We start from the raw sequence: 22,441 nt of genomic DNA on the forward strand, positions 1-22,441 counted from the left end.
CCCGCTGGCCGATTCTTGAAACTCAACTCTGAAACCTCCGGCTTGCGCCCCGAGGCTACTCAAAAACTCTCTTTCAGCCATTGCCCCACCCGGGCTATCCGGCCGCTACCGTTACCAAACGGCGAGAACATTCCGCCTTGCGCCGCATGAATTTCGATGTCCGCCACCTGCGGATAGATCATCAGTCCGCAGGCGGTTGAAAATGCCGGGCCCTTTGCCGCGACCGGAAGACCAGCCACGCCCATGGGGCGGCCGATGCGAACGTTGCGGGCAAGAATGCGCCGCGCCGTTTCCGGCAGCCCCGTCAGCTGGCTCGCGCCGCCGGTCAGGACGACGCGCTTGCCGACGATGGGGCTGAAGCCGGACTTCTGGATACGATCACGGATCAATTCCAGCGTCTCTTCGATACGTGCCCGCACGATGCGGGTAACCAATGCTCTTGAAACTTGCGATGGTTGATCGCGATCATCTTCGCCAATCGGCGGGATCGAAATCATGTCGCGCTCATCCGCGCCATTCAGCAAAGCCGAACCATGCACCACCTTCAGTCTCTCCGCATCTTCGATTCGTGTCGAGAGGCCTCGTGCAAGATCTGTCGTGACGTGATGGCCGCCAAGGCCGATCGCGTCCGTATGGATGAGCCGGCCCTCGGCAAAAACCGAGATCGTCGTCGTGCCGCCACCCATGTCGATGGCGGCGCAGCCGAGTTCGACTTCATCGTCCACAAGTGCTGCTAGACCGCTGGCATAGGGCGTCGCCACCATGCCCTCGACGGACAGATGCGCGCGGTTGACGCAAAGTTCGAGGTTCTTCAGCGCCGTGCGTTCGACAGTCACCACATGCATGTCAACGCCGAGAAGATCGCCGTACATCGACAGCGGATCGCGGATACCGCGCTCGCCATCCAGCGAATAGCCCGTCGGCAGCGAATGCAGGATCGCCCGGTCCTGACGCATGGACTGCTGGCTTGCCGCCACCAGAACCTTGCGCAGATCGCTTGCTTCCACTTCCTGGCCGTCGAGATCGATGCTCGCGGTGTAGATATCGCTCGCCAGGCGGCCGGCGGAAACATTGACGATCAGGCTGTCGACGGTCAGGCCCGCCATGCGCTCAGCCGCATCGACTGAAAGACGGATGACGCCTTCCAGCGCGTCGAGGTCGGCAATCACGCCTGACTTCACGCCGCGCGAACGCTGGTGGCCGATGCCGATGATTTCGACCTTGTGGGTGCGGCCAGGCAGGATTTCGCTTTCCTGACGGGGCGTCAGCCGGCCGATCATGCACACGACCTTGGTCGAGCCGATGTCGAGCACCGAAACGATGTGGCTGCGCTTGGAAGAAAGCGGCTTCAGACGAGGCAGACCGAAATGGGAAGAACCGAAAAAGCTCATGTGTTCTTCTCCGCTTTCTTGAGAGCCTTGGTGCGCGCATCGACGGCAGCCTGGCGGCGTTCGGCGGCACCTTCGGTCAGTTGGATCGTCGTACGGTCGGACAGGCGCAGGTCCACGGCAGCGACATCGCGCGACAGAACTTTCTCTTCCAGATCGAGCCGCGCGAGCAACTGCAGCGCCTGCGGCAGGTTTTCTTCTGGCAGCTTGACGACGATGCCGTTGTCGAGATGCAGGTCCCAGCGGCGGCCGGCGATACGCACGTAGGCTCGGACGCGGCTGCGGATTTCCGGCCAGTCAGCCAGCTGCTCGACGAAACCGGCAGCACCGGTTTCCGCGTCGCGGCCGACGAAAAGCGGCAGCGAGGCAAACTTGTTGTCACGCAGCGGCGCAATGACACTGCCGCTCTTTTCGATCAGCGACAGCTCCGAGCCGTGCTGCCAGATGCCAAAAGCCTCACGCTCCTTCAGACGAACCTCGACCGTCTTCGGATAGATCTTGCGGATATCGACATCCTCAACCCAGGGAAGCTGCACCAGCTTGCGGCGCGCGGCGTCGATGTCGAGCGCGATCAGGGACGTGCTGCCATCGAGACCGAGAAGCTGGAAGACATCGATTTCGGAGGTCTGCAGGTTGCCGGAGACCTTCACGTCCTCAACGGCGAAACCGGCCGCGGAGGTCGTTGCCTGCGTGACGATATTCGTATGGCCGCCGAGTGACATGCCATAAAGCCCGGTCGCCGCATAAAAGGCGACGGCCGCAATCGTACCGGTATGGGCGGGAATGTGGATACGTCCGGTCGCAAGGCTGACGCCGAAACGCACGACGCGACGCAGCGGACGCGGCAACACCATGCGATCGTCGGCACTGGCCGCCGCCGCGAATTGCTCGCGCTTTTTTGCCGTCGACTTTTTGCCGATCACCGCAAACACGAAGCGTCCTCCACCATCCAGCTGACAAGGTTACCAAAGGAGCGGCCAGCATGGGCCGCCATTTCAGGCACCAGGGAGGTCGGCGTCATGCCCGGCTGTGTATTCACTTCAAGCCAGATAACTTCGCCATCTTCTGAGAAACGGTCGTCGTAACGAAAGTCTGAACGGCTTACGCCACGGCACCCGATCGCCCGATGCGCCATAACCGCCAGTGTTTGAATTTTTTGGTAAATTTTCGGTGAAATTTCTGCGGGAATGACATGTTTCGAGCCACCAGCAGCGTATTTCGCATCGTAATCATAGAAATTGTGACCGAGCGGCACCACTTCGGTGACGCCCAGCGCCTCGCCGTCGAGCACCCCGCAGGTCAGTTCGCGGCCATGTATATAACGCTCGACCATGACATGGTCGCCGTATTTCCATTCAGAGGACGTGAGGATCTGCGGCGGGTGCGACTGATCTTCCTTGACAATCACGACGCCGAAGCTCGAGCCTTCGCGCACCGGCTTCACCACATAAGGCGGCGCCAGCGGATGTTCGCTGGTGAAATCGAAGCGGTTCATGACTCGCTCGGCGGCGACAGGAATGCCGGCAGCAGCAGCAACCTTCTTGGCCTGCGCCTTGTCCATGGCAAGCGCCGAGGCGAGCACGCCGGAATGGGTATAGGGAATGGCGAGATATTCGAGGATGCCCTGAATGGTGCCGTCTTCGCCGAAGGGCCCATGCAGCGCGTTGAAAGCGACGTCCGGGCGCAGCGCATCAAGCACGGCGGCGACATCGCGGCCGACATCGACACGGGTGACCTTGTAGCCCTCGTCTTCCAGAGCCTGCGCGCAAGCGTTGCCCGACGACAGGCTGACCGGCCGCTCCGACGAAAATCCACCCATAAGAACAGCTACGTGCTTGCCGCTCATCGATACCTCTGACACCAACTCTCCGTTACGGACCACGCTCCGAACCGACCGGATTTCACAAACCGGTGATTCTGGCACATGACCCTTGAGACCAGTTAAACGCCATTAAGGTTAATGAATCGTTTACTTTCGTTAACCGCCGCGCCCAACATGCCGAGTTTGTTAAAGAATCAGCATTGATCCGAATTCCCTCCTTGGAATCAGAGAGTTGCGCGGAATGCAACATGCAGGTTTTCAATGATCGGAAATAAAACGACGCCGGCGCGTCTGCTGCCGCGCGACAAAGGCAAGGCCGAAACGTTAACAGACAGGATTATTCCCCAGGCAAATTATCTGCCGTTTCAGCGTTTTAAAACCGCGGCCTGAATCAGTCTCTCAATCGACGAACGTTCTCCAAGGCCGTGACCACACGTGTCGCCCTGACCGATCACATTATCTGCATTATTTCTTTTTTAGCATTCCATAAGAACAAAAATTGCGTTAACGCAGATGTCGCCTCCCAAGGCATGACATTGCAATCATCCAAAATGGAACCAATACCATGACCGACGCGATATCTCCGGTATCGCCGACCGCTGACAATTCGAACGCTGTAAAGACAAATTCGCCTGCACGAGTTCTCACTGCCAGTCTGGTCGGTACGACCATCGAGTTTTTCGATTTCTACGTTTACGCCACGGCCGCAGTGCTCGTGTTCCCGACATTGTTCTTCCCGAACAATGATCCGATGACGGCGCTTCTGGCGTCTTTCGCAACTTTCTCCATCGCCTTTTTCGCCCGCCCCCTCGGCGCCGTGGTCTTCGGCCACTATGGCGACCGCGTTGGCCGCAAGACGACGCTTGTCGCGGCGCTGCTGACCATGGGTGTCTCGACGGTCGTGATCGGCCTGCTGCCGTCATATGAGACGGCCGGCGTTCTGGCGCCGCTGCTGCTCGCACTTTGCCGCTTCGGCCAGGGCTTCGGTCTCGGTGGCGAATGGGGCGGTGCCGTCCTGCTCGCGACGGAAAACGCCCCTCCCGGCAAGCGCAGCTGGTACGGCATGTTCCCGCAGCTTGGCGCACCCGTCGGCCTGTTCCTCTCGTCAGGCGTGTTCTGGATCCTGCTGCACTTCATGTCGCAGGAAGCGCTTCTCAGCTGGGGCTGGCGCATTCCCTTCGTCGCCTCGATCATCCTGATCGCGGTCGGCATGTGGGTTCGCCTGTCGATCACCGAAACGCCCGACTTCCAGAAGGCCATCGAAAAGGAAGAACGTGTGGCCGTGCCGGTTGCGGAACTATTCCGCAACCACAAGCGCAGCCTCGTGCTCGGCACCTTTGTGGCGCTCGCCACCTTCGTGCTCTTCTACATCGGCACGGCCTATCTGCTCTCCTACAACGTCAAGGTCCTGAAAATTCCGTTCCTCGACGCGCTGGAAGTGCAGATCCTCGGCTCCGTCGTTTTCGGTATCTTCATTCCGATTGCCGGCAAGCTTGCGGAAAAATTCGGTCGCCGCGAAATTCTGATCCTGACGACAGTGCTGATCGGCCTGTTCTCCTTCCTGCTGCCCGGCCTGATGACCGGCAGCGAAGGCTCGATCTTCGTCTTCGCAGCTCTGGCGATGATGCTGATGGGCATGACCTACGGCCTGATCGGAACGGCGCTCGCCGCCCCCTTCCCGACCCGCGTCCGCTATACCGGCTCTTCCATCACCTTCAACATGGCCGGCATCTTCGGCGCGTCGCTGGCGCCTTACATCGCCACATGGCTGCAGGTGAACTACGGCATGGGCTATGTCGGCTATTACCTCTGCGTATCCGCGCTCATCACGCTCGCCTGCATTCTTCTGTCCCGCAAGGACGAAGTCTGAGTCCATAGATACCGACAGTAACAAAAAGCCCGCGAAACGAGAGTTTCGCGGGCTTTAATGTGTTCACATCTTAGCAAGGCCGACTGGCATCAAGCCCCCAGAAAAGGCTCCACTTCACGACCGGGCATGAACAGCCCGAGCCGCTTGATTTCCCATTCCAGCCGGATGCCCGATTTGTCAAACACGCGCTTGCGGATGGTCTCGCCAAGATATTCCAGATCGTAACCGGTCGCATGGCCGGTATTGATCATGAAATTGCAATGCAGTGATGACATCTGCGCGCCGCCGATCACGAGACCACGACCGCCCGCCTCATCGATAAGCTCCCATGCGGAATGACCTTCGGGGTTCTTGAAGGTCGAGCCACCGGTCTGTTCGCGGATCGGCTGCACGGTTTCACGGTGATGACGCACCGCATCCATATCGGCGCGGATTTTAGCCTTGTCCTCGGGATAACCCTCGAAGAGCGCACCGGTGAAGATCAGGCCTGCGTCGGCGCCGGAATGGCGATAGCTGTAGCCCATATCGGCATTGGAAAGCACATGCTGGTTGCCCTGACGGTCGACCGCATAGACTTCCACGACACGTTCACGCGTCTCGCCGCCGTTTGCGCCCGCATTCATGCGCAGCGCTCCGCCGATGGAGCCCGGAATGCCGTAATAGAAGTGGAAGCCGCCAATGCCATTATCCATGGCCATGGCTGCAATATGCTTGTCCGGGCAGATCGCGCCCGCCTTGATGCGGTTTTCACCGGCAAGCTCCACCTGGCCGAAGCCCTTGGCGGACAGGCGCACGACCACGCCCGGAATACCGCCGTCACGCACCAGAAGGTTCGAGCCGACGCCAACCACGGTCAGCGGCACATCTTCCGGCAGAATTTTCAGGAAGGCAATCAGATCATCCGTATCGTGCGGCTGGAACATCACCTCCGCAAGACCGCCGGCTCTGAACCACGTCACGCGGTCCATAGGCGCATCCGGTGTCAGACGTCCCCGCAATTCCTTTACCCCGTCGCCGAGCCTCCCCAGCAATTTAACCCCATCGACCTGTCTCATTCAGACTTTCCTGATATGCTCTTCAATTCCGAAGGCAGCGACGCTGCCCATTGCGTGATATTCCCAGCCCCCAAGAGAACCACGAAATCACCCGGATTCGCAATGGCTGCGACCTGTGACGCAAGGTCCTCCCGCTTTTCGAGGAAACGCGCGTCACGGTGGCCAGCGGCCTTGATGGCCGAAACCAGCGCTTCGGAGCTTGCGCCTTCGATGGGATCTTCGCCCGCCGCATAAACCGGAGCAAGAAGAATCGTATCGGCATCGTTGAAACAATGCGCGAAATCATCAAACAGGCTCGAAAGACGGCTGTAGCGGTGGGGCTGGTGTACGGCGATGATGCGGCCCTTGCAGGCTTCCCGCGCCGCCTTCAGCACAGCCTTGATCTCGACCGGGTGGTGACCGTAATCGTCAAAAACCTGCACCCCGTTGGCTTCGCCCGTCAGCGTGAAACGTCGCTTGACACCACCGAAGGAGGCAAGCCCCTTCTTGATGTCGGCTTCCGAAATACCGAGACGATTGGCAACCGCGATTGCCGCTGTCGCATTCGAAACGTTATGGCGGCCCGGCATCGGCAGGACGAGATCCTTGAACGAGAATATCTTGCCGGTGCGGCGACGGCGGATTTCCACGTCGAAAACCGAGCGCGTACCGTCGATGCGCACATTCGAAAACCGCACGTCGGCCTGCGGGTTCTCGCCATATGTGATGACCTTGCGGTCCTCGATCCGGCCAACCAATGCCTGTACTTCGGGATGATCGAGGCACATGACGCCGAAACCGTAGAAAGGCACATTCTCGACGAACTGACGGAATGCGGCGCGTACGGCGTCGAAATTGCCGTAATGGTCGAGATGTTCCGGATCGATATTGGTGATGACGGCGACGTCGGCCGGCAGCTTCAGGAAAGTGCCGTCGGACTCGTCGGCCTCCACCACCATCCACTCACCCTCACCCATGCGGGCATTGGTGCCATAGGCATTGATGATGCCGCCATTGATGACGGTCGGGTCGAGATTGCCGGCTTCCAGGAGCGTGGCGACCATGGAGGTCGTCGTCGTTTTGCCGTGCGTGCCGCCGATGGCGATCGCGTTACGGAAGCGCATCAGCTCGGCCAGCATTTCCGCGCGGCGCACGATCGGCAGGTGCTTTTCCCGCGCGGCGACGAGCTCCGGATTGTTCTTCTTAATCGCGGTCGAAACGACGACGACCTCTGCATCGCCGATATTGTCAGCCGTGTGGCCCACAAAAACCTCGATGCCCTTGTCACGCAGACGCTGCACATTGGCGCTGTCGGCCTGGTCCGATCCCTGCACCCGGTGGCCGAGATTGTGAAGCACTTCGGCAATGCCGCTCATGCCGATCCCGCCTATGCCGATGAAATGCACAAGGCCTATGGCTTTCGGCATCTTCATGCCCCAACTCCTTCAATATTCTTCTTGAATTCCTGTACGGACCGGCCGGAGGCAATCGCCTCCACCAGATCGGCCAGCACATCCGCCGCGTGTGGTTTGCCGGTTGCCTTCGCCGCCGCCGCCGTTGCGGAAAGCCGCTCGGGTTCGGCAAGCGCCGAGGCCAGCAGGCCGGAGAGCTTCTGCGGCGAGAGCTCCGCCTGCTTGATGACGCTTGCCCCACCCGCCGCCGAAAGCGCAGCCGCGTTCGCCGCCTGATCATGATCCAGCGCATGCGGATAAGGCACGAGGATCGACGGACGGCCGATCACCGAAAGCTCCGATACCGTCGAAGCGCCCGAGCGGCTGATGACCAGATCGGCCTCGCCGATACGCGACGCCATATCGCCGAAGAAAGGCGAAACATCCGCCTTCACGCCGAGCTTCTGGTAGGACGCGATGACGCTGTCCTTGTCTTCCGGCCGCGCCTGCTGGGTGACGACGATGCGCTTGCGCTGCTCGTCTTTCAGGAGGCAGATTGCGGCGGGTACCGCGCTCGAGAAAAACTGTGCGCCCTGGCTGCCGCCAAAGACAACGAGCTGGAAAGGCTCGCCTGTCTGCGAGGCGGTGTAGGGTATTTCAGAGGCGGCCAGCACCGCTGGGCGCACCGGATTGCCGGTCGCGACGGTCTTCTCGGAATATTGACCATTGGCGGGCGGCAGGAAGCCGCCGGCAATTGCCTTTACCCGCCCGGCAAGTGCCTTGTTGGCGCGGCCCATCACGGCGTTCTGTTCGTGAATGATCGACGGCACTCCAAGCCCGGTGGAGGCCAGCAGCGGCGGCACGGTCGGATAGCCGCCGAAGCCGACAACCGCGACCGGCTTCAGTTTTGCGACCAGCCGACGCGCCGCGCGCAGGCCAACCCAGAGCTTCCAGAGCGAACCCGCCACGGAAATTGGGTTTTTGGAGCCGATGGTGGCAGACGGAACCACATGAATTTCATCTGCGGGAAACTTGCCCGCATAACGCTCGGCGCGACTGTCGGTGACGAGATGCACCTGATAACCGCGTGCCTTCAGCGTATGCGCCAGCGCTTCTGCCGGAAACACATGGCCGCCGGTTCCACCGGCGGCAAGAAGAACAATACCCTTGCTCATGATCGTTTACTCCGCGGGAACGCCGGAACCGACGCGGAAGAAACTCCGCTCCTGCGCCCGCTTTTCGGGTCTGTGGCGTGTCAATGCCAGAAGGAAACCGGCGGTCACGCATATCGCCATCATTGACGAACCACCATAGGAAATCAGCGGCAAGGTCATGCCCTTGGCAGGCATCAGTTCCAGATTGACGCCGATATTGATCATCGACTGCATGCCGATCTGCAGCACAAGGCCAGCCACGGCGAAGCGGCAGAAATCGTCCTTTTCCTTGAAGGCGTGCGACAGGCCGCGCAGCACGATGAAGGCGAAGATGGCAACAAGAAACATGCAGAAAACGATGCCGAATTCTTCCGCTGCAACCGAGAAGATGAAGTCGGTATGGCTATCGGGAATGATGCGCTTGACGATACCCTCACCCGGTCCGCGACCGAACCAGTCGCCACGAATGATCGCTTCACGCGCCGTGTCCACCTGGAATGTGTCGCCCTCACCCGTCCAGAAACGGTCGATACGGCCGGCCACGTGCGGCAGCATGAGATAGGCGGAGATGATGCCGCCGACGCCGAGACCCCCGAGCATGATGATCCAGAACCACGGCACACCCGCCATGAAGAACATGCCGCCCCAGACAACGGAGGTCAGGATCGTCTGGCCGAAGTCAGGCTGGGCGATGAGAAGTGCGGCCACGATTCCGAAGGTGATGATCGCAAAGAGATTGCCCGGAATTTCCGGATGACGCGCCCGCTCTGCAAAAAGCCATGCGCAGACGATGACGAAAGCCGGCTTCATGAATTCCGACGGCTGGATCGAGAAAGTGCCGATGGAAATCCACCGCCGCGCGCCCTTCACCTCGATGCCGAAGAACAGTGCAAAGATCATCATCAGCAGCGAGGCGATCAGCATGATGACCGCCACGCGGCGCACCTGGCGCGGCGACAGGAAGGACAAGCCGACCATGATTGCCAGCGATGGCACCATGAACATGGCCTGACGCTCAACGAAAAAGAAGCTGTTGAGGCCGATACGCTCGGCAACGGCCGGCGACGCCGCGAAGGACAGCATCAGGCCGATGCCCATCAGCGCGATGAATGCCGCCAGAAAGAAACGGTCGATGGTCCAGAACCATTCCGCGACCGGACCGCGATCAACTCGGCTTACCATGGCCTTCAGCCCCCTTTTCCAGAGTGAACGAGCATCGTCATGCCATCGAGCGCCGCGACCTGCGCGACAAACGAATCACCTCTGACTTCAAAGTTCTTATATTGATCGAAGCTTGCGCAAGCCGGGGACAACATCACGATATTGCCGGGCGTCGCGTCTTTTTCCGCATCCGCCGCCGCATGCTGCACGGCCTTGTCCAGGGTGCCGGATATTTCATAGGGCACCGCTTCACCGAGCGTCGCTGCAAATTCAGCCGCCGCCTCGCCGATCAGATAGGCTTTTGCGATGCGCGGGAAAAAGCGGTGAAAGGCTGGTAATCCCGCCGGCCTTCGGCAGACCGCCGGCAATCCAGTAAATGCGGTCAAAGCTCGAAAGCGCAGGTGCCGCCGCATCTGCATTGGTGGCCTTGCTGTCATTGACGAAGGTGACATTGCCGCGTCGGCCAACCGGCTGCATGCGATGCTTGAGGCCGGGGAAGGATTTGAGACCTGCACAAACTTCATCCTCGGAAACACCGACTGCAAGGCAGGCCGCAATTGCCGCCGCCGCATTTTGCGCATTGTGGCTGCCGCGAAGCGTCTGGATACCATCGAGATCGACCAGTAACGACGAAGTTCCCCCATGCGCCCGCAGGATGCGGCTGCCCTCGGCATAAAGACCTTCGGAAACGACATTGCGCTTGGAAATGCGCTCAACCCTGACGCCGGCACGCTCAACGCGATCGGCAATCAGCGTCGAGTAGCTGTCGTCGACACCGACAATCGCCGTGCCGCTGCCGGCAACAAGCCGTTCCTTGACGTCGGCATAGTGCTGCATCGTGCCATGCCGGTCGAGATGATCGGGAGTGAGGTTGAGAAGAATGCCGGCAGTCGGATTGATCGTGGGTGCCAGGTCAATCTGGTAGGATGAGCACTCAACAACGTAGAAGCGCTGCGCCTTAGGCGGATCGAGGCTCAGTACCGCCGTACCGATATTGCCGCCAAGCTGCGTATCGCGACCAGCCGATTTCAGAATATGTGCGATCAGCGCCGTGGTGGTCGACTTGCCGTTGGTCCCGGTAATCGCGATGAAGGGGCAATCCGGCGCGTGCGCACGACGTTCACGGACAAAGAGTTCGATATCGCCGATGATCTCGACGCCGGAGGCTTTCGCCAGATCGACGGACCAGTGCGGCTTCGGATGCGTCAGCGGCACGCCCGGTGCCAGCACGAAGGAGGAGAAACTCGACCAGTCAATCGTCCGGAGATCCGCCGTCTTGATGCCCTCGGCCTCGGCCTTTGCGACACTGTCAGGATTATCATCGAAAGCCACGACGTCGGCACCGCCGGCGACCAGCGCCCGGGCCGTGACAAGACCCGAACCGCCGAGCCCGAAAAGAGCGACTTTCTTACCCTTAAACGACGTGACCGGGATCATCGCTCACCTCAGCTTCAGGGTAGCGAGGCCAAGCAGCGCGAGGCCAACGGAGATGATCCAGAAACGGATGACCACCTGGCTTTCCGTCCAGCCCTTTTTCTCGAAATGGTGATGGATCGGCGCCATCAGGAAGACGCGCCTGCCGGTGCGCTTGAACCAGAAGACCTGGATGATGACCGACAGGGTTTCCATGACGAAGAGGCCGCCGACGATGACCATGACGATCTCGTGCTTGGTGGCGACTGCGATGGAGCCGATCAGGCCACCCAGCGCGAGCGAACCCGTATCGCCCATGAAGATGGCGGCGGGCGGCGCATTGAACCACAGAAAACCGAGGCCGGCACCGATGACGGCGCCGACAATAACGGCGAGTTCACCCGTGCCGGGCACGAAATTGATCTGCAGGTAATTGGCAAAAACGGCGTTACCGGCGAGATAGGCGATCACACCGAAAGTGGCGGCCGCGATCATGACCGGCACGATGGCGAGACCATCAAGACCGTCGGTCAGGTTCACCGCATTCCCCGCGCCGACGATGACGAAAGCACCGAACAGCACGAAGAAATAACCGAGATTGATCACGAATTCCTTGAAAAAGGGAAAAGCGATGGAGCTGCCGAGCGTGCCGCCATGCGGCGCGGAAGCGAGCGCCATCTTCATCATGAAAAACACGGCAATCGCCGCGATCAGGAATTCGATGCCGAGACGAGCCTTGCCGGAAAAACCCTTGTCGCTCTGTTTCGTCACTTTCAGATAATCGTCATAGAAGCCGATGGCTCCGAAACCAAGCGTCACCATTAGAACGGCGACGACATAGACATTCGACAGGTCGCCCCAGAGCAGCGAACCGCCGAGAATGCCGGCGAGGATCATCAAGCCGCCCATGGTCGGGGTGCCGGCCTTCTTGAAATGCGTCTGCGGTCCATCGGCGCGGATCGGCTGGCCTTTGCCCTGGCGCACGCGCAGCGAATTGATGATGGCCGGTCCAAACAGGAAGACGATCAACGCAGAGGTGAACATCGCCGCCCCCGCCCGGAAGGTGATGTACCGGAACAGGTTGAAGATTTGAATTTTTTCCGACAGTTCGACGAGCCAGATCAGCATAATTGCCCTTTCAAAAGGCTATTTCAGACTTGGCGTTCCGTCTCGGGGAATGCCGGATACTTGTCAAGCAGGGCGGCGACAATCTTGCCGAAACCGAGGCCAAGTGACGATTTTACCATCAGCGCGTCTCCCGGTTGCACCCATTGCAGGGCGAAATCGGTGAGTTCCGCCGTCGTCGGGAACCAGATGACGGTGACGCTATCAGGCAGCGCGTCGCGCAAAGCGGCCATCGCCTCGCCTGCCAGCCACACATGTTCGATACCCGCCGCAAGCAATGGCCCCGCCAATTCCTCATGTAGTTGCGCCGAAAATTCGCCCATCTCCAGCATGTCGCCGAGGACGGCAACGCGACGGCCATGGCCCTGCGTCGGCGTTTCCGCCAGCACGGCGATCGACGCCCGCATGGAGGCAGGATTGGCGTTGTAGCTTTCATCGATCAGAAGGAAGGAGCCGCCGTTGATCTGCAGATGGTGGCGCTGGCCACGCCCCTTCACCGCCTCAAGCGATCCCAGCGCTTCGAAAGCGCGGTCGAGATTGGCGCCCGTGATCGCCACGGCGCCGAGCACCGCCATCGCATTGTCCGCAATGTGCCGGCCCGGAATGTTGAGATGCAGCTCGCTGGTTTCGCCGTTCAGGATCGCCCAGATCGTCGAGCCCGTCGTCGTGCTCTCGAAATCCGCGAGGCGGAAATCCGCCTTGGCATGCTGACCGAAGGTCAGGATGTGTTCGATGCCCTGCTCCTGCGCCGCCTCTTCAAGCTGCTCGAACTGGGCATTGTCACGATTGAGGATGACGGAACCGCCCTGCTCCACGCCCTCGAAAATCTCCGCCTTGGCGGCGGCGATCTCTTCGATGTTGTTGAAGTTGCCGAGATGGGCAGGCGCGATGGTGGTGATGATCGCCACATGTGGGCGGACCATCTTCACCAAATGCCGGATTTCGCCGGAATGGTTCATGCCTATTTCGAACACGCCGAATTCAGTATCGGCAGGCATGCGGGCCAGCGTCAGCGGCACACCCCAATGGTTGTTGAAGGAAGCCACCGCCGCATGCACCCGGCCCGATGGCGCGAGCGCCTGCCGCAGCATTTCCTTCGTCGTCGTCTTGCCGACCGAGCCGGTCACCGCGATGATGCGCGCCGATGTTCTTTGACGCGCCGCGATGGCAAGCTTGCCAAGGGCTGCAAGAACATCTTCGACCACGATCATCGGCACCGTCAGGCGGCCGAGCGCTGGTAGCTTGGCTTCAGCAACGACCAGAAGTCCTGCCCCGTTGGCAACCGCGAAACTCGTATAGTCGTGACCGTCGACACGATCACCCTTGATGGCGAAGAAAGCTTCGCCCGGCTTCACCGTCCGGCTGTCGATGGAAATGCCGGTGATTCCTGTCGGCAGGTTGCCCACCGGGCGTCCTGCGGTGATGGCGATCATATCGGCGACTGTCCATAACCAGCTCAAATTTTCGATCCTTCCAGCGCTGCCAGTGCAGTGCGCACCTGTTCATGATCGGAAAAAGGCAGTGTCACGGAGCCAACGATCTGCCCTTCTTCATGCCCTTTGCCCGCGACGATCAGCGTATCGCCATGCGACAGCATCGACACCGCATGGCGGATCGCCTCGGACCTGTCGCCAATTTCCAGAGCGCCGGGCGCCGCCGCCATCACCTCGGAGCGGATCGTCGCCGCGTCTTCGGAGCGCGGATTGTCGTCCGTGACGATGACGATGTCGGAAAGACGGGTCGCGACCTCGCCCATGATCGGGCGTTTGCCCTTGTCGCGGTCGCCGCCGCAGCCGAACACGGTGATGATGCGGCCGGAGGTGAAGGGCCGGACCGAGGTCAGCACGTTTTCCAGCGCATCGGGCTTATGGGCGTAATCCACATAGGCAAGCGCGCCGTTTTTCGTCTGTCCCACCAGTTCGAGACGGCCGGCAGCGCCGACAAGCTTTTCGAGCGCCTTGAGCGCCGTTGCGGCGGGAACACCCGTCGACATGGCAAGACCGGCGGCAACCAGCGCATTGGCCACCTGGAAATCACCCGCCAGCGGGATATCGACTTCGTGGATGACGCCGTCATGATGCACTTCGATCATCTGCTTGTGGCGGAAATGCTCGACGCGCTTCAAAGCGAGATATTGCCCGTTCCGTCCGACGGTACGGACATCGAGACCCGCTTCGCGCGCCGCATGAACCGCCTTGTCCGACCAAGGGTCATCGGCGAAGATCACGGCGGGAGCGCCTTTTTCCATCAGCGTATCGAAAAGCCGCATCTTCGCGGCCATGTAATCCTCGACGGTTGGATGGTAATCCATGTGGTCGCGGCCAAGATTGGTGAAGCCGGCGGCAGAAAGGTGCACGCCATCGAGGCGGCGCTGGTCGAGACCGTGGCTGGAAGCTTCCATCGCCGCGTGGGTGACGCCCTCGCTCGCAAGCTCGGCCAGAAGCGCATGCAGCGTCACCGGATCGGGCGTCGTCAGCGCGCCATAATCCTCCCGGCCGGGAGCGATGACACCGGTTGTGCCGATCTGGGCTGCGGCATGGCCGGCGAAAGCCCAGATCTGCCGCACGAAGGAGGCAACCGAGGTCTTTCCCGCGGTGCCGGTGACGGCGACCATGGTTTCCGGTTGTTTTCCGTAAAAGCGGGAGGCGGCAAGGGAGAGATAAAGGCGTGGGTCGGTGACGACCAGAACTGGCACTTCGGCTTCCACCGCGTGCCCGGAAACAACGGCAACGGCACCCTTGGCAACCGCATCCTTTACATAGGTCGCACCATCAGCCTTGGTGCCAGAAACCGCAACGAACAGGCTGCCCGGCGCAGCCTTGCGGCTGTCTGCGGTGATCCCCCCGATTTCGATCGCCCCGATCTCAGACAGGAGCAATTCTTTCAATTCCGGAAACGCATTTCCGGATATATCTCGCAAATTCATCGACTGTTTCCGTCTTGTCCCCCCGGCACGAATCGCCGGAACATCATAAGCTAACAATCAATAAGACACGAGCAAGGCCGAGCCATCCTTGCCGAACTTCGGCTTCACACCCAGCACCGCCGCCGTGCGGCTGATGATATCGTGCACCATGGGCGCTGCGGACGTGCCGGCGAGTGCCGCGCCATTGCCCTTGTCGGTCTTCGGTTCATCGATGAAGGACAGCACCACATATTGCGGATCATCCATCGGGAAAGCTGACAGGAAGGCGTTGAAGTTCTTGTCGTGCACATAACGGCCGTTGACGACCTTATCGGCCGTGCCGGTCTTGCCGCCGACGTTGAACCCATCGACGCGCGCATTTCGGCCTGAACCGTTGACGCCGTTCCATTCGAAGAGGAAGCGCATATCCTTGCTGGCGCCGGGTTTCAGCACCTGCTTTGCCACCTGATCCGCCTGTTCACGGGTGCGCGGCAGGAAGGTCGGCTCGATGAGTTTGCCGCCATTGACGAGTGCCGCACCGGCAACCGCCGTCTGCAGCGGTGTGGTTGAAACGCCGTGGCCGAAGGAGATGGTGATGGAGTTGATCTTCTTCCACTCACGCGGCTGCGAAGGCAGCGCCACTTCAGGCAGTTCGGTCTGCATGCGGGTGAGAAGACCAAGCCGCGTCAGGAATTCCTTGTGCCCTTCGGTGCCAACGGTATCGGCAATCTTGGCCGTACCGATATTGGACGAAAACTGGAAGATTTCCGGCACCGAGAGCATGCGGCCCTTGCCGTGGAAGTCCTTGATGGTGAAGCCGCCGATGCGGATCGGGTAACGCGCGTCGAACATATCACCGAGGCGGACGCGGCCCGAATCAAGACCCATGGCAATGGTGAAGGATTTGAAGGTGGAGCCCATTTCGAACGTGCCGTTCGACATGCGGTTGAGCCAGCCTTCCTTCGCGCCTTCGGCCGGGTTGTTCGGATCGTAATCCGGCACCGAGGCCATGGCCAGCACTTCGCCGGTATGCACATCCAGAACCACGGCACCGGCGCCGATCGCCTGGAACTTGGTGATGGCCGAAGTCACGACTTCGCGCACGATGGACTGCACGCGCAGGTCGATGGAAAGCTTCACAGGCTCGAGCGGCTGATCGCTCGTCATGCCAAGCGCCGTGAGATCGGCAAGACCCTGGCTGTCGACGTAACGCTCCATGCCGGCAACACCGCGGTTGTCGATATTAACGTGACCGACGACATGCGCTGCGGTCGGTCCGCCGGGATAGAAGCGGCGCTTTTCCGGACGGAAGCCGATGCCGGGAATACCAAGCGCGAGAATCTGGCTCTGCTGCTTCGGCGTCAACTGGCGGCGCAGCCACTGGAACCGCGAATTGGAGGAGAGCTTCTGATAGGTCGTACGCTGGTCGAGATCCGGCAGGACGGTGCGCAGCTTTTCGATGGCCTCGTCAATATCGACGATACGATGGGGCTCGGCAAACAGCGAGACGGTGCGGATATCGGTGGCCAGCACCTCGCCGTTACGGTCGAGAAGATCAGGGCGCGACGCCATCAGCCTGTCGGCTGGCGCGATGCTCGACACCGTCTCCTGCTCTGCCATGCCATATTGCACCAGACGGCCGCCGACGACGGCGTAAAAGGCGACAAAACCAAAAATGAGAAGGCCGACGCGGCTTTTCGCCTGCGCCGCGCGCTTCTTGCGCGCGCCTTCAAACGCCGCATGATCGGTGTGGATGCCGGTCGTGCTGGCGGAAAAGTGAGCCTTGCTCTTCAAAACCATGGCGCGGGAGAGAAAAGACATCAGCGGTTCACCGATCCTGTTATCGTGTCGTCCATGTCGGTTTCATCACCGGCGGTGGCGGAGGCAACGGGCACGGGTGCCGGTGCCGGGCGAGAAACACGGGCGCGCGGCGTAGGCACCGGCACGCCGTTGACGGCAATCTGGCCTGCCGGCGGTGATTTTGGCTTGGAAGCGCCGCCCAGCGTCGCGCCGGGTTTGGAGCCATTGACGGCAGCGGCGATGACATCCTCGACGCTCATGCCTTCCGGCTCGGGCGGCTGCGGCAATTGCGAACGCAGCATCGGCAGCTCGCGCGGCTGCGCCAGTTGCGTCGGCAGTGTCGGCGAAAGACCGAGTTCCGTTTGATAGGCATTGACGAGACGGTGCAGACGGTTCGGCTGCGTCAGCAGCGCCCAGTCAGCGCGCAGGAGATCGATCGTATCTTTCTCAAGCTTGATTTCCGCCTCCAGCTTGCGGACCTCCTCAAGCTTGAGATCGGCCTTGTGCTTGATCGAATAGGTCACGACCGCCGCAGCGACCATGACCCCCATCAAGATGACATCGAAAGTGCGCAGCATATCAGCCTCCCATCTTTTCAAGGCTGGCGAGATCGGGAAGCTCGAATATCGAGAAATCCGCAGCGCGCGCCGTTGCCGTGGTGCGCAGGCCAGCGCGGAGCTTGGCCGAACGGGCCCGCGGATTAAGCTCCGCCTCCTCGTCGCTGGCAGCAATCATCGGCTTCCCGATATTCTCGAAAATGGAGGGCTTGTCCTCCACCATCGGCAGATGCCGGGAACCGGCTGCCTTGCCCGAACGGTCGGAGAAGAATTTCTTGACGATACGGTCTTCCAGCGAATGGAAGGTGACGACGACCAGCCGACCTCCGGGCTTCAGAACCTGCTCGGCGGCAAACAATGCCTGCGCCAGCTCACCCAGCTCATCATTGACGAAAACACGCAGCGCCTGGAAGACCCGCGTTGCCGGATGAATCTTGTCCTTGGCTTTCCGTGGCGTGACGATCTCGATCAGGCCCGCCAGATCGCGCGTGGTGCGGAAAGGCTCTTCCGCCCTCTTCTTCTCAATGGCGCGGGCAATGCGACCCGGCTGCTTTTCTTCCCCGAGAAAACCGAAGATGCGGATGAGATCGCCAACCTTGGCGCGGTTGACGACATCGGCTGCCGAAACGCCGGAAGCGGACATGCGCATGTCGAGCGGGCCGTTCTTCTGGAAGGAAAAACCGCGCTCCGCCTCGTCGATCTGCATGGAGGATACGCCGATATCGAGAACGACGCCATCAAGGCCGCCCTCGGGCGCATGTTTCGCGAGATCGGAAAATTGCGACTGGATGAGCGAAAGCCGGCCGCCATTGGCTGCGACCATTGCCTGACCGCCGGAGATCGCCGTTGGATCGCGGTCTAGTGCGATGACATTTGCGCCGTGATCGAGAATGGCCTGGGTATAGCCGCCGGCGCCGAAAGTGCCATCCAGAATAATTTTGCCGGGGGCGGGTTCAAGCGCGCTGATGACTTCACGAAGCAGCACGGGGATATGGCGCTGAGGTCCGCCATCGGCATCAGAAGATCGTCCGCCAGAATTCGCCGCCATTGACTGTCCCCGTCCTAGGCGGGGCGAGCAGCCGAAAAACCGCGCCCCGCTCTTGCTTCCGCCTGCGCCGCCAAAAACGCATCCGGTTGCCAAAGCTGAAAATGATCCGCTCGTCCGACGAAGGTGACCTCGGTAGAGATGCCGGTGAATTCCCGCACAAAATCCGTCACCATCAATCGACCTTCCTGGTCGAGCTTCATGAAAACACCGCCGCCGTGAACCAGCAGCGACATTGCGTTCGCTTCCGGCGAGAAGGCATCCATGGACGCGATCTGCCGCTCGTAGCGCTCCAGCAGATCCGGACCGCCGACACTGATTGCCGGAAACGCAAAATCCTGGAGACAATAAAGCTCCTGAATGCCGCGCTTCGCCAGCACCGAACGAAACGGAGACGGAACCGAAACGCGCCCCTTGGCGTCGATCCTGTTCGTCACGTTCGATAAAAAGCGGTCCATTACTCAACTCGCCAAAACCGCATGCCGCAAAGCGATTCATCCGCCCCGCAGCCGACACCGGTACGCACGACACATCGCCAAGCGCCAGGGCGACGTGCCCTGCAGCAGCCCCTTGCAGGCTCCTCACTCGTTTCAGCGATTGCGGGTCAAAAACACGACCCAATGTGGTGTGCATTTGGGATACCATGGGACACTATGGGCGTCAATGGGATGAAGCCGGCACGATACCGCCTTCGCATCGGAAATTCATAAGCCGTTAAGTTTAACGAATGGTTTACTTTGCGCGCAGCAACCCGCCTTCACGACGCAAAAATGCATCATGGAAAAATATATTTTCTTTTATGAAACAACAGGATGTCTTCATCCCGCCAAAATTTCCACCCTCGAAGCCGAAGAGGAAATTCGCCAGTTGGCCTGTAAGCCGGGTTCTGTATGGCCCCGGTTTGACCCGGAACGTGGCAGCCATTCATCTGGGACGGCATTTGCATGCCGCCTCGCGCAACCCACCCGGATGACGGGCCCGGAAACCGGCTGTGAACGGGCTTTCGCCCGCCCCGTGTCATCCCTATTCGGTCTTGCTCCCGGTGGGGTTTACCTTGCCGCCGCTGTTACCAGAAGCGCGGTGGGCTCTTACCCCACCCTTTCACCCTTACCATGCGATGCATGGCGGTTTGCTCTCTGTGGCACTTTCCCTGGGGTCGCCCCCGCCGGACGTTATCCGGCACCGTATTTCCGTGGAGCCCGGACTTTCCTCACCTTACCGTCTTTCGACATTGGTAAAGCGCGGCTGCCCGGCCAACTGGCATGGGCTGCATAACCATGTTCCGCAGCGAAAGCCACCGAAAAGCGACGGCCAAGATTAAAGAAATGCGGGTTTGAAATCCGTCGAGAAAGCACCGTCGGCGATTTCTCCGTCTCGTAGCAGCAACGCGCCAAGCCGTCCGATCTCATCGGAGCTCTTGGCCGCCGTGCCGTTACCACCGGTCAGAACGGCGATGCGCGGCGAGGCTGTGAAACCAATGGCGGGATAACCGCTGCCGGTTTTGGAGACGACACAGGCGGCCATCGAGACACGCGAGAGATCGATGGCAGGCACCAGCGTTCCGACGATGTCAGCGAGATGATCCCGCACGCTTTCACGTCCGCCGGAACGGAACCATTCCCGGATTTCCGGATCACTGCCGAGCCGCTTGTCATCGGGATCGCCGCCAATCTTCAGGTAGAATTTGCCATCGGGATAGCGGACCGGCGGCAGAAGATAGATATGTTTTGTCGTATCGCGCGGCTCGTAGATCAGCGACGGCATGCCGGCATATTGATCCAGATCACCCTCATCTATCTCAAAGAAAGCAACGGTGCGGGCATAGACATCCAGCGCTACCGGCTGGGGCAACAGATCTTTGGTAATCGAGAAGCCGCCAGCCGCCACCAACACCCGGTCTGCGGTGTAAACCGCACCTGATGCCGTATGAACCGATGCCCGGCCACTTTCTTCCCGCGTGGAAACAACGATATCGTCGATCAGCGTAACACCCGCCTTTTCCGCCAGTATGGTCTGTGCTTTCACCAGCGCGCGGGGATTGACGTAACCGGCATTATCCCTCTCGAAGACGCCTTCGCAGCTCTGTTCGAAGGAGAAATAGGGAAAGCGGCTTTTCAGGCTCTGGTCATCCAGGAGTTCCGTGGAAACCCCGAGCCGAGCAGCCGCCTTCAGAACATCATCGACAAAGGGATTGGCGCCGCCCCGCTCAGGTCCAACCATCAGGCAGCCGACCGGCGCGTAAAACTCGACACCGCTGCGTGTCGCAATATCGCCATAACGTGCAATGGAACGGTTAGCGAGCAACGCCCAGTCGGCATCGCCATCGATGGTGCGGGTAATCCGCGCCTCGTCATAATGGCTGGCGAACACACCCTGATGCGATTTGATGTCGGCAGGTTCACCGGGACCGATCAGCGCGACGCCATCCACTGTTTCGGCCAGATGACGGGCGGCGGCGGCACCCATCATGCCGGGGCCCACGACGATATATTTGAAATGTCCCGACATGCCGCCCCTCTTTACCCGCTCACTTCCGTCGAAACCTTTTAGCCGCTTCGCCCGAAAATGTCAGACGAAAACCGGGGCCATTTCGGCGGCGAACTCATCCTCTGCCAGCTGACCGTTCAAAAGCAGCACGGCTCCCAGCCGTCCGATTTCGTCCGAAGATTTGGCGGAAACGAAATTGCCGCCGGTCAGAACCGCGATGTTGGAAGATAGCGTATAGCCGATGTAGGGATAGCCGCTGCGGGTGATGGAGGCGACACAAGAGCCGGAGGTCACGGGGCAGCCGGCAAGCTCCGGCATCAGTGATAGCGCCCGCTTCTTCAAAAACTCCACCTCCTCAGGCGTGCCGTCCGAATGGAACCAGCCAACCGCGTCAGCCAGCGTTTCCAGCCTGCCCTTCTCGCTCTCGCCGCCGATCTTCAGATAGACCTTGCCGTCGGGATAACGCACCGGCGGCAGGATGTAGACGATGTCGTCCTCGGTTTCCGCGAGGACGATGGTGGATGGCATCGCTCCAAACAGGGCCTGCCTTGCCTCATCCAACTCGAAAAACACGATGGTTCGGCCCGTTGCCGCCATATCGACCGACGATGGAAGAAGTTCTGCCATGTTGGTAAAACCGCCGGCGGCTACGATGACCTTTTCGGCGGTGTGGATGGCCCCTTCGCGGGTCGAAACCTCAACGCCGCGGGAGGTATCGCGAATATGCGCCACCGTCTCGCGCAGCAACCGTGCGCCCTGCGCTTCCGCGATGGCGCACTGCGCTTTCACCAGGGCGCGTGGATTGACGTGACCGGCATTCCGCGCCTCGAAATAACCGCCGTGATCGGCTGGCAGGGAGAACATCGGGAACCGGTCGGCAAGCACATCATGGCCCAGCGTCTCTACGCCAAGGCCTAGACGGTCGGCCGAGGAAAGGGCGCGCGAGACATAATCACCGGCAAGACCCTTGCCGTTGCCGGTGAACAGGCAGCCCGCTTCGGTGAAAAAGCGGATGCCGCTCTTAGCCTCGATCTCGTCATAACGGTGGATGGAACGTTGCGCCAGTTCCGCCCAGACGGGATCGCCGTCAAACCCGCGAGTGATGCGCGCCTCGTCGTAATGGCTTGAGAACACGCCTTTATGGGTCTTGGGATCGGCGGGTTCACCCGGGCCGATCAGCACCACGCCATCCGTTTGCACTGAGAGATGCCGCGCCGCAGCCGCTCCCATCATCCCGGCCCCGACGACGATATATTTGAAATCCGGCATGTCATGCTCCGTATCAGCTT

The 22,441-nt window shown here is 60.4% G+C and carries 18 protein-coding genes, 1 other RNA gene and 1 pseudogene; 2 read left to right on the plus strand and 18 right to left on the minus strand.

What is annotated here, in order from left to right; translation table 11 throughout:
- Positions 1-59: 59 nt before the first annotated feature.
- The 3 genes from ftsA to QE453_RS18820 are packed head-to-tail and all read right to left on the minus strand — an operon-like array spanning position 60 to position 3,234.
- Positions 60-1,391: a cell division protein FtsA gene (ftsA, locus tag QE453_RS18810; RefSeq protein ID WP_309777669.1), complete on the minus strand. Its 1,332-nt coding sequence runs from the start codon at positions 1,389-1,391 to the stop codon at positions 60-62.
- Entirely contained in the window at positions 1,388-2,320 is a 933-nt protein-coding gene (locus QE453_RS18815) for a cell division protein FtsQ/DivIB (protein WP_022556596.1), read from the minus strand. The genes ftsA and QE453_RS18815 overlap by 4 nt, the downstream gene beginning before the upstream one ends.
- Positions 2,308-3,234 (minus strand): D-alanine--D-alanine ligase, encoded by a 927-nt coding sequence (locus QE453_RS18820; RefSeq protein WP_004442785.1) that lies wholly within the window; start codon positions 3,232-3,234, stop codon positions 2,308-2,310. Before QE453_RS18820 ends, QE453_RS18815 begins: the two co-directional genes overlap by 13 nt.
- 237 nt (positions 3,235-3,471) lie before the next feature.
- Here QE453_RS18820 and QE453_RS18825 point away from each other — a divergent pair, with 237 nt between their 5' ends.
- Together QE453_RS18825 and QE453_RS18830 are read left to right on the plus strand one after the other, a co-directional pair.
- Positions 3,472-3,600, plus strand: a complete 129-nt coding sequence (locus QE453_RS18825; RefSeq protein WP_004442786.1) for a hypothetical protein — start codon at positions 3,472-3,474, stop codon at positions 3,598-3,600.
- A gap of 175 nt (positions 3,601-3,775) precedes the next feature.
- Complete coding sequence (locus QE453_RS18830) at positions 3,776-5,080, plus strand: MFS transporter (RefSeq protein ID WP_004442787.1); 1,305 nt, start codon at positions 3,776-3,778, stop codon at positions 5,078-5,080.
- Positions 5,081-5,169: 89 nt separating this feature from the next.
- Here the strand turns inward: QE453_RS18830 and murB are convergent, their stop codons facing one another.
- The 15 genes and pseudogenes from murB to QE453_RS18905 all read right to left on the minus strand — a co-directional run bounded on the left by murB (position 5,170) and on the right by QE453_RS18905 (position 22,421).
- Positions 5,170-6,135 (minus strand): UDP-N-acetylmuramate dehydrogenase, encoded by a 966-nt coding sequence (gene murB / locus QE453_RS18835; RefSeq protein ID WP_004442789.1) that lies wholly within the window; start codon positions 6,133-6,135, stop codon positions 5,170-5,172.
- Positions 6,132-7,547 (minus strand): UDP-N-acetylmuramate--L-alanine ligase, encoded by a 1,416-nt coding sequence (gene murC / locus QE453_RS18840; protein WP_004442790.1) that lies wholly within the window; start codon positions 7,545-7,547, stop codon positions 6,132-6,134. Before murC ends, murB begins: the two co-directional genes overlap by 4 nt.
- On the minus strand, positions 7,544-8,680 hold the full coding sequence (murG, locus tag QE453_RS18845) for an undecaprenyldiphospho-muramoylpentapeptide beta-N-acetylglucosaminyltransferase (RefSeq protein ID WP_309777671.1): 1,137 nt from the start codon (positions 8,678-8,680) through the stop codon (positions 7,544-7,546). The genes murC and murG overlap by 4 nt, the downstream gene beginning before the upstream one ends.
- A gap of 6 nt (positions 8,681-8,686) precedes the next feature.
- Positions 8,687-9,841, minus strand: a complete 1,155-nt coding sequence (ftsW, locus tag QE453_RS18850) for a putative lipid II flippase FtsW (RefSeq protein WP_004442795.1) — start codon at positions 9,839-9,841, stop codon at positions 8,687-8,689.
- Between the two features lie 5 nt (positions 9,842-9,846).
- A pseudogene (gene murD / locus QE453_RS18855) lies at positions 9,847-11,257 on the minus strand (UDP-N-acetylmuramoyl-L-alanine--D-glutamate ligase).
- Between the two features lie 3 nt (positions 11,258-11,260).
- Positions 11,261-12,361, minus strand: a complete 1,101-nt coding sequence (gene mraY / locus QE453_RS18860; RefSeq protein WP_309777673.1) for a phospho-N-acetylmuramoyl-pentapeptide-transferase — start codon at positions 12,359-12,361, stop codon at positions 11,261-11,263.
- A gap of 23 nt (positions 12,362-12,384) precedes the next feature.
- Entirely contained in the window at positions 12,385-13,818 is a 1,434-nt protein-coding gene (locus QE453_RS18865) for a UDP-N-acetylmuramoylalanyl-D-glutamyl-2,6-diaminopimelate--D-alanyl-D-alanine ligase (protein WP_309777675.1), read from the minus strand.
- Positions 13,815-15,284: a UDP-N-acetylmuramoyl-L-alanyl-D-glutamate--2,6-diaminopimelate ligase gene (locus QE453_RS18870; protein ID WP_108081445.1), complete on the minus strand. Its 1,470-nt coding sequence runs from the start codon at positions 15,282-15,284 to the stop codon at positions 13,815-13,817. The genes QE453_RS18865 and QE453_RS18870 overlap by 4 nt, the downstream gene beginning before the upstream one ends.
- A gap of 57 nt (positions 15,285-15,341) precedes the next feature.
- Positions 15,342-17,084, minus strand: a complete 1,743-nt coding sequence (locus tag QE453_RS18875; RefSeq protein ID WP_004442804.1) for a penicillin-binding protein 2 — start codon at positions 17,082-17,084, stop codon at positions 15,342-15,344.
- Positions 17,084-17,641: a hypothetical protein gene (locus QE453_RS18880; protein WP_004442805.1), complete on the minus strand. Its 558-nt coding sequence runs from the start codon at positions 17,639-17,641 to the stop codon at positions 17,084-17,086. The genes QE453_RS18875 and QE453_RS18880 overlap by 1 nt, the downstream gene beginning before the upstream one ends.
- 1 nt (position 17,642) lies before the next feature.
- Positions 17,643-18,668, minus strand: coding sequence for a 16S rRNA (cytosine(1402)-N(4))-methyltransferase RsmH (gene rsmH / locus QE453_RS18885; RefSeq protein ID WP_309777676.1), 1,026 nt, complete (start codon positions 18,666-18,668; stop codon positions 17,643-17,645).
- Between the two features lie 14 nt (positions 18,669-18,682).
- Positions 18,683-19,123 (minus strand): division/cell wall cluster transcriptional repressor MraZ, encoded by a 441-nt coding sequence (gene mraZ, locus QE453_RS18890; RefSeq protein ID WP_004430734.1) that lies wholly within the window; start codon positions 19,121-19,123, stop codon positions 18,683-18,685.
- Positions 19,124-19,524: 401 nt separating this feature from the next.
- An RNA gene (rnpB, locus tag QE453_RS18895) (RNase P RNA component class A) lies at positions 19,525-19,926 on the minus strand.
- Positions 19,927-19,982: 56 nt separating this feature from the next.
- Complete coding sequence (locus QE453_RS18900; RefSeq protein WP_006697751.1) at positions 19,983-21,173, minus strand: FAD-binding oxidoreductase; 1,191 nt, start codon at positions 21,171-21,173, stop codon at positions 19,983-19,985.
- Between the two features lie 60 nt (positions 21,174-21,233).
- Positions 21,234-22,421, minus strand: coding sequence for an FAD-dependent oxidoreductase (locus QE453_RS18905; protein WP_309777678.1), 1,188 nt, complete (start codon positions 22,419-22,421; stop codon positions 21,234-21,236).
- Positions 22,422-22,441 lie beyond the last annotated feature (20 nt).

This window comes from Agrobacterium sp. SORGH_AS_0440, from assembly GCF_031453135.1.
GTDB lineage: Bacteria > Pseudomonadota > Alphaproteobacteria > Rhizobiales > Rhizobiaceae > Agrobacterium > Agrobacterium pusense.

Coding starts and splice junctions, on each gene's coding strand:
- ftsA (WP_309777669.1), bottom strand. CDS start 1,391: ATGAGCTTTTTCGGTTCTTCCCATTTCGGTCTGCCTCGTCTGAAGCCG.
- QE453_RS18820 (WP_004442785.1), bottom strand. CDS start 3,234: ATGAGCGGCAAGCACGTAGCTGTTCTTATGGGTGGATTTTCGTCGGAG.
- QE453_RS18825 (WP_004442786.1), top strand. CDS start 3,472: ATGATCGGAAATAAAACGACGCCGGCGCGTCTGCTGCCGCGCGACAAA.
- QE453_RS18830 (WP_004442787.1), top strand. CDS start 3,776: ATGACCGACGCGATATCTCCGGTATCGCCGACCGCTGACAATTCGAAC.
- murB (WP_004442789.1), bottom strand. CDS start 6,135: ATGAGACAGGTCGATGGGGTTAAATTGCTGGGGAGGCTCGGCGACGGG.
- murC (WP_004442790.1), bottom strand. CDS start 7,547: ATGAAGATGCCGAAAGCCATAGGCCTTGTGCATTTCATCGGCATAGGC.
- murG (WP_309777671.1), bottom strand. CDS start 8,680: ATGAGCAAGGGTATTGTTCTTCTTGCCGCCGGTGGAACCGGCGGCCAT.
- ftsW (WP_004442795.1), bottom strand. CDS start 9,841: ATGGTAAGCCGAGTTGATCGCGGTCCGGTCGCGGAATGGTTCTGGACC.
- mraY (WP_309777673.1), bottom strand. CDS start 12,361: ATGCTGATCTGGCTCGTCGAACTGTCGGAAAAAATTCAAATCTTCAAC.
- QE453_RS18870 (WP_108081445.1), bottom strand. CDS start 15,284: ATGAATTTGCGAGATATATCCGGAAATGCGTTTCCGGAATTGAAAGAA.
- QE453_RS18875 (WP_004442804.1), bottom strand. CDS start 17,084: ATGTCTTTTCTCTCCCGCGCCATGGTTTTGAAGAGCAAGGCTCACTTT.
- QE453_RS18880 (WP_004442805.1), bottom strand. CDS start 17,641: ATGCTGCGCACTTTCGATGTCATCTTGATGGGGGTCATGGTCGCTGCG.
- rsmH (WP_309777676.1), bottom strand. CDS start 18,668: ATGGCGGCGAATTCTGGCGGACGATCTTCTGATGCCGATGGCGGACCT.
- mraZ (WP_004430734.1), bottom strand. CDS start 19,123: ATGGACCGCTTTTTATCGAACGTGACGAACAGGATCGACGCCAAGGGG.
- QE453_RS18900 (WP_006697751.1), bottom strand. CDS start 21,173: ATGTCGGGACATTTCAAATATATCGTCGTGGGCCCCGGCATGATGGGT.
- QE453_RS18905 (WP_309777678.1), bottom strand. CDS start 22,421: ATGCCGGATTTCAAATATATCGTCGTCGGGGCCGGGATGATGGGAGCG.